This is a genomic window from Pseudonocardia lacus (genome assembly GCF_018531445.1).
Lineage (GTDB): Bacteria > Actinomycetota > Actinomycetes > Mycobacteriales > Pseudonocardiaceae > Pseudonocardia > Pseudonocardia lacus.
On sequence record NZ_JAHDTH010000236.1, the window covers coordinates 1 to 11,927 of the forward strand.

General features: G+C 74.0%; 10 protein-coding genes and 2 pseudogenes. 3 read left to right on the forward strand and 9 right to left on the reverse strand.

All coding sequences use genetic code 11. The features are described from left to right. From KIK08_RS33400 to KIK08_RS33415, 4 genes and pseudogenes are all read right to left on the reverse strand, one after another. A pseudogene (locus tag KIK08_RS33400) lies at window positions 1-1,131 on the reverse strand (hypothetical protein); the annotation flags it as partial. A gap of 12 nt (window positions 1,132-1,143) precedes the next feature. Continuing rightward, window positions 1,144-2,391 carry a histidine decarboxylase gene (locus KIK08_RS33405; protein WP_214407314.1) on the reverse strand — a complete coding sequence of 416 codons (1,248 nt, stop codon included), beginning with the start codon at window positions 2,389-2,391 and terminating at the stop codon, window positions 1,144-1,146. Next, on the reverse strand, window positions 2,388-3,005 hold the full coding sequence (locus KIK08_RS33410; protein WP_214407315.1) for a hypothetical protein: 618 nt from the start codon (window positions 3,003-3,005) through the stop codon (window positions 2,388-2,390). The genes KIK08_RS33405 and KIK08_RS33410 overlap by 4 nt, the downstream gene beginning before the upstream one ends. A gap of 194 nt (window positions 3,006-3,199) precedes the next feature. Beyond that, the gene (locus tag KIK08_RS33415; protein WP_214407316.1) at window positions 3,200-4,030 is read right to left on the reverse strand and encodes a hypothetical protein; all 831 of its coding nucleotides are present in this window, start codon (window positions 4,028-4,030) and stop codon (window positions 3,200-3,202) included. 829 nt (window positions 4,031-4,859) lie between these two features. On the opposite strand from KIK08_RS33415, the gene KIK08_RS33420 reads away from it, so the two are divergent. Both KIK08_RS33420 and KIK08_RS33425 read left to right on the forward strand, forming a co-directional pair. Continuing rightward, window positions 4,860-5,237 carry a hypothetical protein gene (locus KIK08_RS33420; RefSeq protein ID WP_214407317.1) on the forward strand — a complete coding sequence of 126 codons (378 nt, stop codon included), beginning with the start codon at window positions 4,860-4,862 and terminating at the stop codon, window positions 5,235-5,237. A gap of 65 nt (window positions 5,238-5,302) precedes the next feature. Continuing rightward, window positions 5,303-6,514, forward strand: coding sequence for a DUF6545 domain-containing protein (locus tag KIK08_RS33425; RefSeq protein WP_214407318.1), 1,212 nt, complete (start codon window positions 5,303-5,305; stop codon window positions 6,512-6,514). 22 nt (window positions 6,515-6,536) lie between these two features. Here KIK08_RS33425 and KIK08_RS33430 read toward each other — a convergent pair whose 3' ends face one another. The 5 genes from KIK08_RS33430 to KIK08_RS33450 form a co-directional block, all read right to left on the reverse strand. After that, a complete protein-coding gene (locus tag KIK08_RS33430) occupies window positions 6,537-6,992 on the reverse strand; it encodes a hypothetical protein (protein WP_214407319.1) in 456 nt (151 codons plus the stop codon). Window positions 6,993-7,262: 270 nt separating this feature from the next. Beyond that, window positions 7,263-8,429 carry a nitric oxide synthase oxygenase gene (locus KIK08_RS33435; RefSeq protein WP_408004772.1) on the reverse strand — a complete coding sequence of 389 codons (1,167 nt, stop codon included), beginning with the start codon at window positions 8,427-8,429 and terminating at the stop codon, window positions 7,263-7,265. Window positions 8,430-8,544: 115 nt separating this feature from the next. Next, entirely contained in the window at window positions 8,545-9,276 is a 732-nt protein-coding gene (trmB, locus tag KIK08_RS33440) for a tRNA (guanosine(46)-N7)-methyltransferase TrmB (protein ID WP_308258052.1), read from the reverse strand. Next, on the reverse strand, window positions 9,269-10,384 hold the full coding sequence (locus tag KIK08_RS33445; RefSeq protein ID WP_214407321.1) for a glycosyltransferase family 2 protein: 1,116 nt from the start codon (window positions 10,382-10,384) through the stop codon (window positions 9,269-9,271). The genes trmB and KIK08_RS33445 overlap by 8 nt, the downstream gene beginning before the upstream one ends. Before the next feature lie 50 nt (window positions 10,385-10,434). After that, the gene (locus KIK08_RS33450) at window positions 10,435-11,292 is read right to left on the reverse strand and encodes a glycosyltransferase family 2 protein (RefSeq protein WP_308258053.1); all 858 of its coding nucleotides are present in this window, start codon (window positions 11,290-11,292) and stop codon (window positions 10,435-10,437) included. 371 nt (window positions 11,293-11,663) lie between these two features. On the opposite strand from KIK08_RS33450, the pseudogene KIK08_RS33455 reads away from it, so the two are divergent. Beyond that, window positions 11,664-11,927, forward strand: a pseudogene (locus KIK08_RS33455) (hypothetical protein); the annotation flags it as partial.

Below are 11,927 nucleotides of genomic sequence, written 5' to 3' on the forward strand. Positions count from 1 at the left end.
CGGGGTGGCCGCCGGGCGCCCGGTGGCCTGCGGGGTCGGGCCGCCGACCGGGGTCCGGGGCCCGCTCGGGGGCGACGAGGCGGGGTGGACCGAGGCCCGGGGACCGGGGGACGGGCGCGACGCCCCGGACTCGGCGGGCACCGCCACGGATGCGGACGCGCGCTGCGTCGGCACCACGATCCGGGAGGTGGTCGTCGGGGCGTGGCCCGCGGTCAGCACCGTGCCCTCGACCGTGCCGGGCGCGGCGCCGTAGGTGGGCCGCGGCCCCGGCGGGTCCCCGACCCGGCCCAGGTCGACCGGGCCGGCCGGGACGACCACCGGGACGCGGGCGTCCACCCCGTGCCCGAGCTGGCCGATCCGCACCCGCACCTCCAGGTCGATGTGCGGGATGCCGCGGTAGGTGCGCACGCCCTCCAGGTCGGGGCGGTGCGCCGCGGAGACGAATCGGTCGGAGCGCCGGTACACCGGCGGGCCGAACGGGTCGCGCAGCCGCTCGTCGGTGGCCTGGCGGGGCAGCGGGTAGGTCGTGGGGAAGCGCAGCGAGTTGCTCAGCGCCCGGGTGCGCAGCCTCGGCGTCACCAGCAGCAGGAAGCTGACCGTGCCGCACAGGGTGAAGAAGTAGATCGCGAAGGCCGCGGTGGCGATGGTGAACTCGGTGAGCGTGAGCAGCGTGCAGGCGGCGCTGAACATGCCCGCGGTGTAGGCGCCGTGGGACTCCGACTCCGGCTCCCGGTAGGCCTTGACGATGGTGGGGACGCCGGCCAGCGCGTCGACGGCGATGCTCAGCACGATCGCCACCAGCCCGGACGCGGTGAGCTGCCAGGCCACCAGGGTGACCAGCGAGAACACCCCGCAGGTGATGTCGAGCCTGCTGAACTCCCAGTAGGCGCCGCCGACGAAGGAGGCCAGGAAGATCAGGCTCGGGATCAGGGCCACGGTCAGGGTGAGCAGCGCCGGCATGCCGACGCCCTCGGAGAGCTGCCCGAAGAAGGCCAGCCACGCGGTGATGGCCCACAGCCCCCAGGACACCCGGTTCGGCCGGGCCTGCCCGCGCACGGTGGCCATCACGTAGCCGATGCCGGCCAGGAAGTTGACCGCCACGCCGAGCCAGATGAACTGCTCGCTGATCATCGTCGTCCCCGTTCAGCCGACCGGTGGGAGACCGGTGTGCGGCGCGGCCGGCCAACCGACGTGCTCGACGCGCTGGCGCTGCCACCAGCGCCGGCGCGCGGCGCGCGCCGGGGCGGGCTGGTACTCGTTGCGCTGCTCGGCCACCAGTTCGTCGACGAACCGGTCGATGACCTCGGTGGTCACCCCCGGGACGCAGACGATGTGGCTCCACTCGCCGGTGGTGGCCAGCGCCCAGCGTTGGATCATGGCCGGGCTCGGCGCCTTGATGACCACGGTGAACGCGTGCTTGTGCCGCCACGCCACCCAGCCGGCCTCGGTCAGCCTGCGCACGGTGTGCGCGGCCACCGCCCGTGCCCGCTCGGCGCGGCGCTGGTGGTCGGGTCGGTCCAGGGAGCGCAGCGCCCACCACAGCTGCAGCACCGTGTGCCCCGATCGGGAGCCCGCGATGGTGGCGTCGACGCCACCGATGTAGCTGACCGAGCGGGCGACCCGGTCGCGGTGGCGGCGCCGGGTGATCAGCACGCCGCACGGCTCCGGGGTGGCCAGGAACTTGTGCCCGCTGATGGTGAGGCTGTCGACGTGGCCGACCTCGGAGAGGTTGACGCTGGGGTGGGTGCCGTGCAGCAGGACCAGCGGGATGCCGGTCAGCGCGGCGTCGACGTGGATGTAGCGCCGATCGTCGGGGATGCCGACCCGGTCGAGCGTGACCTTGATGGCGGCCACGTTGTCGACGGCCTCGGTCATCGTCGTGCCGACCGTGGCCACCACGATCGCCGGGCGGTGGCGGTTGGTGTTCACCCGCTCGGCCAGCTGCTGGTAGTCCAGCTCGCCGCCGTTGCGGGTGGGCACCCGGACCGCGGGCAGGCCCAGCAGGTGCGCGGCCTTGGCCACGCTGTAGTGCGCCTCGTCGGCGAAGTAGACGACCCCGTTGGGCAGGGCGGTGCGGGCCAGGTACAACCCGTAGAGGTTGCCCTCCGTGCCGCCGGTGGTGACGCAGCCCCAGCGGTCCTGGCGGGGGGCCTGGAACCACTCGGCCAGGATCCCGACGACCTCGCGCTCCAGGTCCTTGACGTTGCGGTGCTCCAGCCCGGGCACCGTCGGGTCGCCGATGTTGTTGAGCGTGCCCGGAGACAGCGGCGCGATGAGCGAGAAGTCGATGTCGGTTGAGGCGGGGAAGCCGATCGGGGTGACCGGCGGCAGCATCCGCGCCGCGACCGCCTTCAAGGTCGGTTTGAGCTGCTCGGCCCGGTCCCGACTCATGCCGCCACCGCCGGAGGCAGTTGCAGCCGGTAGCGGCGTTGCTCGTCGTCGGGTCTGGTCGCCGGGACGCCGAAGCGGGGGCTGAGCAGCCCGGCCGTGCTGAGCTCCGCGCAGTGCCGGGCGACCCCGCGGGCGTGGACCAGCCCGGCGCGCCGGGCCAGGTCGGGCTGCCAGGCCGGGGCGGTGGCCACGGTCAGCGAGTCGAGCTCGACGAACTCCAGCAGCGCCTGCGCGGCCTGCAGCCTGCGCCCGCCGGGGAAGCGGTCCCAGACGCGCACCAGCCAGGCCTCGCAGAACTCGGTGGGCGACAGGTCGAGCAGCGGGTGGCAGACGTCGCGGACCTCCAGTCCGGCCGCGATCTCCACGTCGCCGATGACGAACGCGCCGACCGGTGACCGGACGTCCAGCGATCCCCCGGCCGCCGTGCACACCCAGCCGGCATCCTCGGTGGCGGTGGCCGCCACGCGCTGGTGCGGGAGCACGACCATGCCCAGCCGCTGCAGGTAGAGCGGCCGGCCGCAGGCGGTCTGCGGGTCGCGCAACGGGGTGCGGGCCAGGTGGCGCAGGACGCACGGGTTGGGTCGGGGGAGATCAAGGCTGGGCAGCGTGATCACGTCGGCTCCATCCACCGAGTCGGGCGTGGGGCAGGGGCACCGGCGGGGTGCGGGGACGGCCGGGCGGGTGGCCCGTCCGCGAGGGCGCTAGGGGCGGCGCGGCTCCGGGTGGTGCGGACTGGCGAGGGACCGGGGTCTGGGGAGGCGCGGCACGGGAGCGGGCGGTCTGCGCGGGCTGCTCGGGGTCAGCACGGTCATGCTCCTTGCCGGTCGGCGTTCTGCTCGGCGCTGGTCGCCGGGGGTGGGGCCAATGGCGCGGTGCGGTCGTCGACGGCGGTCGGCGGGGCGGGGTGCTCCCCGCGTCCCCGGTCGAACAGGTGGATCAGCTGGTGGGGCAGGCGCTGGTCGGCGTCGGATCCGGCGCCGACGGGGCGGCCGCGGTCGGCGGTGAGCGAGCGGCGCCGGCGCAGCAGGCGGACCAGGTCGGTGTCGAGGTCGTCGAGGCGGCGGTCGCGCGTGCGGGAGACGGGTGGCGCGGGGGCGTGCAGCCGCAGGACGTAGCCGGTGAACCACTCCTCGACGGCGGCGACGGGGCTCCCGCCGGCCGCGGGGAGGCGGAACGCGCCGCGGGTGTGCAGGCCCGCGTCGCCGGGGGCGTCCGGGTCGGGGTTCAGGACGGTGGACGTGGTGCGGTCGCGCACGGCGCCTGCCCGGTGCAGCGTGCGGGCCAGCGGCTGCTCGGTGCGGGTGAGCACGTCGCGGGCCCACCCGGGCAGCAGCCGCAGGTCCACGATGGCCGTGGCGTGGCACAGCGGGACCTGCTCGCCGTCGAACGTGGTGACCAGCGAGACGACCCGGTACTGGCGGTGGCCGTGGCGGCGGGTGAGCAGGTCGGTGGCGGTGACCGGCCGGCCGCCGAGCCAGTGCTGCAGCAGGGCGGCGGTCGCCGAGGTGGGGCCGTCGAGGTGGCGGGCGAACGGCTCCCACATCCGCTGCGGGTGGTCGGGGGGCAGCTCCAGCAGGGCGACTCGGCGGGCGACCTCGGCGTCGGACGGCTCGTGGGCGAGCGGGGCGGGATCGATCATCGCGTGCGCTCCGTTCCGACAGGGCGAGGCCCGCCGCGCGAGGCGCGACCGACCGGAAGCCAATCCTCAGTGAAGTTGGCTTGGGGATCATAAACTGAGATGAACCGACCGTGTCAACCGTACGTGAGGAGATGGGGGCGGTATGTGTCCGTTAGGGCGCTGGACGCCTGCCCGAGTCGCGCTGTATACCTGCAGTTCACGAGGGTCGACGCAGGTCGGTGGTGGTGCGTGTGGGGTCGAGCGCGCCAACTGTCGTTCGTCGGGTCGGGTTCATGCTGGCCACTGCGTCCCCGGTGGTCATCAACTGGAATTCATTGGAACCTTGCAATTGCACGCGCACTGGCGGGGTCGACCTGGGCCTCGTCCGTCGTCTCGACGAGAGGGGGCGACACCTCTCGCGCGGCGGGGTCGGGCCCGCGCGGGCGCGCACCCGCCCCCACCGGCCCTTTCCCCTCCCATGATCAACGGTGTCTGCATCTGCGAATGCAGACGCACGTTCTGTTGATCTACTAGACCGAATGCTCGTTATTCAGGACTGGCGCGGGGATGTTCGTCGATTATCATTGCTACGGCGGGGGTGGCCGCGGGAACAACGGAGTGATCAACGTTTCCGGAGGGCGAGATGATCACGCGGGGCGGGGTGGGCGGATTCGCCCGGTGCACACGGCAGATACTGACCCAGCGTGCTCGTCCCACGCCGTCCTCCTGGTCCGATCTCCTCGATCGGAGCGCCGAGACCCTGGCCGGCTTGGGGGTGCGACCCCGGTCCCCGTTCGATCTGGACGGCTTTCTCGGTGAACTCATGCAATTGCGTGGTGGGCGTGAAATCGTGTTGACGCCGATTTCCGTCCGGTCCGGCTCGGCCACCGTCTGCGGCTACTGCCTGACCATGGCCGACCGCGACCACGTCTACTACGCCCAGTCCCGCAGCCGCCTGCACCGCACCCACAATGCGGTGCACGAGCTGGCGCACCTGCTGCTGGGCCACGGCTCGGTCGCCCCGCTGGCGGCGCCGAACGCGCCGGCGGAGCGCCGCGGGGGTTGGCTCGGCATCGCCGAGGCCGGCTACTCCGAGCGCAGCGAGGACGAGGCCGACGCGGCCGCGGCAGTCCTGCTCGGCGACTGGCGCGGCAGCGCCCCGCGCACCTGGTCGGCGCACGCCGCCCTCAGCCGCGGCGCGGCCCGCCTCGCCGACGCCTACGCCTGAGCGGCGGGCACCGCGATGACACCGGAGACGATGACACCGGAGACGATGACACCGGAGACCGGGCCATGAGCTGGCCAACGCTCGCGGCCGCCGCGCTCCTGCTCGTCGCCGGGCTGCCGCGGCTCGTCTGGGGCTCGCCGTCGCAGCGCGCGCTGGCCACCGCGCTCTGCAGCTGCGCCGTGGTGCTCCTGCTGGAGCTCGACGAGGTCGAGGACCTGCTGGTCCCCAGCGGCCTCACCGGCCCGGCCACCCTGGCCCAGTGCCTCTACGTGACGCTGGCCGCCGCGGCCGCGTTCGGCATGGCGCGCCAGGTCTCCCCGACCCCGCTGCGGCCGCGGGTGTCCGCCGCCGCGATCGGGGTGCCGATCGCCGTCGTGCAGTGCCTGCTGTACGCGGCGTCCGGCGTGCACGGCGCACCCCCGACGCACACCGTCTTCCCCGACCACGCCGACGACCCCGCCGCGCTCGGGCTGTGGGTCGTCACGGCGGCCGGCCCGGTGGCCGCCGCCGCGGTGCTGCTCCCGGTGCTGCGCGCGTTCGGTCCGGGCCTCGACCGGCTGCGCGGCCGGGTCGCGGTGGCCTGCACGTTCGCCGGGCTGGTCCTGGTCGCCTTCGCCGGGGCGACCATGGCGGCCCAGCTGGTCGTCGCCGCGCTCGGGTTGCCCGGCGCGCAGCGCCTCGGCGTGGCCGGCACCCCCCTGGCCCCCGTGGGCCTGGCGGTCATCGCCACCGGCGTGCTCGCCGGGCGCGCGCTGGCCATCGTCCAGGCCGTCGACGGCTGGTTCCGGGCCCACCTCGCGCTGCGCAGGCTCGACGGGCTGGCCCGCGAGCTGGGCGCGGCGGTGCCGGAGTGGGGCGTGACGACGGTCGAGCACCGGTGGGCCGTGCGCGAACCCGCCGGACAGCTCTACCGCCGGGTCATCGCCATCCGCGACGCCTCCTGGACGCTCTACGGGATGGTCGAGGGCGGCGTCGCGGTCGACTGCGCGGTCGACTTCGCCCGGTCGCGGCGCGGGGTCGTCGGCGAGCAGGAGGTCGCCGCGCTCGCCGAGGCCTGCTGGCTGCGGTACGCGATCGAGGCGAGGGCGCGCGGCAGGCGCCCACCGGGCCCGGGGGCGGCGCACTTCCCGGAACGCGTTCCCGAACCACCCGGTTCCCTCGCCGAGGAAGCCGACTTCCTGGTCGCGGTGGCGCGGGTGTGGCGCGATCCGCTCATCGAGGAGTTCCTCGACGAGTGCTTCCCCGACGACTGCCACCGGCAACTGCGGACGGCGTAGCGCACCGGCGGCGACGCCGGCATCACCGGCCGGCGGGGCCGCTCAGCTGGGCGTGCTCCAGCACGGCGAGCAGCGTGCGGCGGGAGTCCTCCGGCATTCCGCGCACCCGGTGCATGATTTCCAGGACCCCGGCGGACCGCATTGCCGCGATCACTTCGAGGTCCTCGCGGGCCTGGGCGTTGTCGGCGGGGCCGATGGCGTCGATCAGCTGGCTGAGGCTGATGTTGAACAGGTCGGCGAGCGAGCTGAGGTGGCCGACGGTCGGGTTGTTGCGCTTGCCGCGGGTCAGCTGCCAGATGTAGGTGCTGGAGATGGTGCGGGTCTTGCGCTCGTCGTCGGGGAGGTCGGCGGCCCGCTTGTTGATCTGCTCGGCGGCTTCCTCGAACGTGTACGGGCGCTTGGTGGCGGGATTGGGGAAGAGTTCGAAGAGCTGTGTCAGGGTCTTAGCCAAGCCGTCGGACTGCTTGTCGGTGGCCATCGCCGGCTGGTCCCTCCTGCGTCGGTGTCCCGGAGAGGACGGTACTTGCTGGCGGCCCCGCCATACATCTGGGTTGGTCGAGCGGTCGTTCTCCTGCGGTCAAAGCTCATCGACGACGTGACGTGCGTCGCGTGATCATGCGGAGTCGGGCGACATGGCAGGGCCGTTCGGCCCACTACTGTACGCTGATCGACCGCCAAGTCGCGATGAGCGGTTCGTATGGTGAGGTGAACGGCGACTACGTCAGAGTTGATGGAACTGTCGCCGGCTTCACTCCCGGACGGGCTCCAGGTAGGCGGGCCGGACCTCCGGGCGCGGGGGGTCGTAGTAGCGGTGGAAGACCGGGGTCAGCCCGCCCGACACCGGCGGCACGATCCAGCTCCAGTCCGCCGGGCAGGATCGACCGGCCCGCTCCTCCTTCCCCACGTGCACGAGGAAGCGCTCGGACTCGGTGTGGTGGTCGGTGATCGTGATCCCGGCGGCGTCGAACGAGTGCTGGACCGCCCGCAGCACCTCCAGGGCGGCCCGGTCGCGCCAGAGCGTCCGCGGCGAGCCGGTGTCCAGGCCCAGCCCCTCGGCCACCGCGGGCAGCAGGTCGTAGCGGTCCGGGTCGACGAGGTTGCGGGCGCCGATCTCGGTGGCCATGTACCAGCCGTTGAACGGCGCGGCCGGGTAGACCACGCCACCGACGGACAGCGGCATGCAGCTGATCGCGGGCACGGCGTGCCAGCGCAGCGCCAGGTCGGCGAACCACTCGTGCTCGGGGTGGGTCAGCTCGACCTCCAGCACGGCGTCCGCCGGCAGCTCGAACAGCTCGGGCTCGCCGCCGTCCGCGGAGACGACCAGCGGCAGCACGTCGAAGCGGCCCGGCGGGTCGGGGCGCGGCCAGCCCAGCGCCACGGCCCGGTCGGTGAGCGCCGCGTTGCGGCCGTCGCCGCGCACGCCGCCGTCGTCCAGCCGGTGCCCGGCGTAGCGGACGAGCTGCTCGTTGTGGATGCGCGGGCCGCTGTGCTCCGGCGTCCGCGGGGCGAACACGGTCAGCGTCGAGCGGATCCGCCCGCCCCGGCCGGCCTCGCGCAGGTGCGCGATGCACTCCTCGGCCACATCGGCGGGGGCGTGCACGTGCCGGCGGTCGCGCACGCGCAGGCTGTTCCAGTACAGCCGGCCGATGCAGCGGGCCGCGTTGCGCCACGCCACCCTGGCGCCGTAGACGAGCTCGTCCGGGGTGTGGGTGTAGGTGCCCGTGCGGTCGATCTCGGTGAGGACCTCGTGCAGCCGCCTCCGCACGGGGCGCCCGGTCTCGGCGTGCAACTGGGTGAAGAACTCCTCGGCCTCGGCCGGGTCGACCGGCGGGGTGCCCGGTGGGTCGCCGTCGTCGGGGAGCGGGCTGCAACCGCGGGGAGCGGGGACCTCAGAGCCTCGTGCGACGATCGTCACCCGGTACCTCAGCCTTCCGTGCGCCAGGCCCCTGTATGAGCGGGGAGGAGTCATTCCTACCCAGGCCGGCGAACGAATGCCCCATCGCTGGATGCGCTGAACGGGCGTTGTGTCGTTACTCCTTGTAATACAGGAGGTCCCGGACGGACCGGCCCTCCTCGCGCGCCCGCTGCTCGAACTTGGTCACCGGGCGCCACTCCGGCCGCGGGAACCACTCGTCGTCGGTGGCCGGCCGCAGCCGCGGCTCGGCCCGGCAGACATCCCTCATCTGGGTGGCGTAGTCGGCCCAGTCGGTGGCCAGGTGCAGCGACCCGCCGGGGCGGATCCGGTCGGCCAGCACGGCCACCAGGTCGGGCTGGACCAGCCGGCGCTTGCGGTGGCGGCGCTTCGGCCACGGGTCCGGGAAGAAGATGCGCACGCCGTCGAGCGAGTCGCTGCGCACGCTCCGGCGCAGCAGCGCCACCGCGTCGCCGCGCAGCACGACGAGGTTGGTCAGCCCCGCATCCGTCACGCGCATCAGCAGTTGCGCGATGCCCGGCTCGAACACCTCGACGGCCAGGTGGTCGGTGTCGGGGGCGGCGGCGGCCATGGCCGCGGTCGACTCCCCCATCCCGGAGCCGATCTCCAGCACGAGCGGGGCCGTGCGGCCGAACCACGCCGGCGGGTCGAAGGGCCGGGCGCCCGACACCAGGTCGGCCACCTCGATCCCGCGCTCGGGCCACCACCGGTCCCAGGCCCGCTGCTGGCCGTCGGTCAGCCGCGCCCGGTGGTGGACGAAGCTGGTGACGGCGCGGTGCGGCCGGTCGGGGCTGTCGTGCGGGTCCAGCGGCGGGTGGGTCTCAGGCACCGGTGCCCGGGCCGGAGTGCGCCTCGGCGGCCGGATCGGCCGCCGTCGGGGTCCGCGCGGCCACGTCCTGGCCGGCGCCCGACGCGAGCGGCTTCGCGCCGGCCTGGTTGTCGGCGGGCATCCGCACGCCGGCGGTGGCCCCGGGAAGCTTGCCGCGCACGTAGCCGGCGCTGGTGAAGGCGAGCGCGGTGACCACCGCGGCGGCCGAGGAGACCCGGCCCTCCTTCAGCTCGCGCAGCACGGCCGTCGGCAGCACCTTGGCCACGTAGCTGCGTTCGGTGGACAGCCCGTCGCCCGCGCCGACCATCTTCGACACGGCGGCCTTCGACAGGCCCTCCGACCAGCTGCGCCGGCGCAGGTAGGACCACTCGACGCGGTCGGAGCTGACCCGGTGGTCGACCACGGCGGCCGGCTCGAACAGGATCCGGATGGGCTCGCCTGCCCGGCGGTAGGCCTGGTGGGCCCGGATGCAGAGCTCGGTCTCCTCGCAGCCCAGGGGGTTCTTGCCGATGCGGCCGATGTCCTCGGCGAAGCCGCCGACGCGCTCGAACACCTCGCGGCGGAACGACATGTTGCAGCCCATGACGTTGCGCACCTCGGCCTGCTTGCGGGGCTGGCCGGTGTAGGTGCAGCCGACGATCCAGTCCAGCTCGCCGGTGGCGTCCGGGTCGTAGGGGGCGTCGCCGGGCAGCACGCGCGGGCGGTTGGTGGGCCAGCGCGGGTGCGCGACGCCGCCGACGCCGACCACGGTCGCGTCGGCGTAGGGCGCCAGCAGCGCGTCCAGCCAGCCCGGCCGGGCCCTGGCGTCGTCGTCGAGGAAGACGATGACGTCGCCGGTGGTCTCGGCGACCGCCGTGTTGCGGGCCCCGGACAGGCCCTGCTTGTTGGCGTTGGGCAGCACCCGCACGCCGGCGTCGGCGAACCGCGCCCCGGCCCGCTCCAGCAGCGCGTCGTTGTGGTCGACGACGACGAGCGTCTCGACCAGCCGGTGCGGCGGCGAGACCACCTGCTCCTGGACCGAGGCGACGGCCTCGACGATGTCGGCCCACCGCTTCTCGGTGTAGACGCAGATGACGACGCTCGCCGTGACGGCTGGGGCGGTGGTCACGGGTTCTCCTCCGGGGTTCGGCGGCCTGTCCCGGTTGCTCGGCGGTGGGCTCAGCGGGCGCGGCGCGAGGACGACCGGCGGTCGGCCCGCCGGTGCTCGGCCAGCAGCGTACGCAGGACCCTGGTGCCGTCCGCGAAGGTGCGCAGGTTGGAGTCTCCGAAGACCCGCAGTCGCTCGATGGACGGCACCTCGGTGATGCGCAGGCCGGCCGCGGCGACCCGGCAGTTGAGCACGGTCTCGATCTCGAACCCGTCGCCCCAGAGCATCCCGTCCGAGGGGGCGGGCGCGTCGACGGCGGGCAGGTCGAGGATCGGCAGCAGGTCGGCCCAGAAGGCGTTGTAGCCGTAGCAGAGGTCGGTGTACGACGTGCCGAACAGCGCGTTGGCCACCCCGTTGAGCCCGGCGTTGCCGCCGCGGCGCAGCAGGGTGATGTCGTCGCTGCCGCCGCCGGTGGTGAACCGGCTGCCCTTGGCGAAGTCGGCGCCGGCGACCAGCGCCGAGACGAACGCCGGGATCTCGGCCGGGTCGGCCGAGCCGTCGGCGTCGAACATCACGATGACGTCGCCGGTGGCCGCGGCGAACCCGCAGGCCATGGCGTTGCCCTTGCCCTTGCGGGTCTGGGTGATGGTGCGCACCCACGGGAGCACGCGGCGGGCGGCCTCCAGCGAGCCGTCGGTCGAGTTGCCGTCCACGACGATGATCTCGTGCACGGCCGGGCGCACCGCGGCGATGGCCGGCAGCACGATCTCCAGGTTGCGCGCCTCGTTGCGCACCGGGACCACCACCGACACCGTCGGGAACGGGGAACGCGTCGGTTGCGGGTACTGCCGCGGCCGGGTGTCCACCAGCGGCGGCGCGGCGAGCGCCTGGGTGGAGACGGCCGGGCGGTCGGGCGTAAGGGTGCTCACACATCCTCCTGGGGGCTCTGCGCCGCCGGGTCGGAACCGGCCCCGCGCCGCAGATGATCGAGAACATCCCGCCGCGCACCGGTGGCTCGGGGGCACGCGACCGCGAGCGGCCGGTGCGGGTTCGGGAGCGTCCGAACCACCGAGGACGGGAAGGTCGTCACGATTGGGGGGACGCACGGCCCGGGTTGAGGTTGCGTCCGTTTTCGGAAACGGTTCGGAGAAGATCTGAGCGTGCCGGTAGCGGAGACGAACGGTCGAACGAGAGACCCGGTCTGACGTCCGTGCGCAACGGTCGGATCCGTAGTCCTGCGGAGCTCGTCGCCGTATCCGTACGGTGCCGTACGGAGGTCCGGGCGACCACGATCGACGCCATGACCAGCACCGCTCCGGGAACCGCCGACCCGTACGCGGCGCTCGCCGACGAGCTCGGCCGGCTCGGCCGCCGCCTCGACGGCATGGGCGCCGAGCTCCGCGCCCTACGGGCGGCGTCCGGCCCCGCCTCGACGCCCACCGTTACCGAGGAGCCCCGAACGGAGCAGGGCTCGCAGCCCACTCGGCCGCCGGGATGGCCGCCGGTCGCGCCGGGGGTCGCATGGGCCCCGCCCGGTGCGCCGTTCCCGGTCGCGGGCCCGCCG

Bases quoted from the DNA above. Each gene is read 5' to 3' on its own strand.
- KIK08_RS33425 (WP_214407318.1), top strand. From the start codon at position 5,303: ATGAGCTGGCCAACGCTCGCGGCCGCCGCGCTCCTGCTCGTCGCCGGG.
- KIK08_RS33415 (WP_214407316.1), bottom strand. From the start codon at position 4,030: ATGATCGATCCCGCCCCGCTCGCCCACGAGCCGTCCGACGCCGAGGTC.
- KIK08_RS33430 (WP_214407319.1), bottom strand. From the start codon at position 6,992: ATGGCCACCGACAAGCAGTCCGACGGCTTGGCTAAGACCCTGACACAG.
- KIK08_RS33405 (WP_214407314.1), bottom strand. From the start codon at position 2,391: ATGAGTCGGGACCGGGCCGAGCAGCTCAAACCGACCTTGAAGGCGGTC.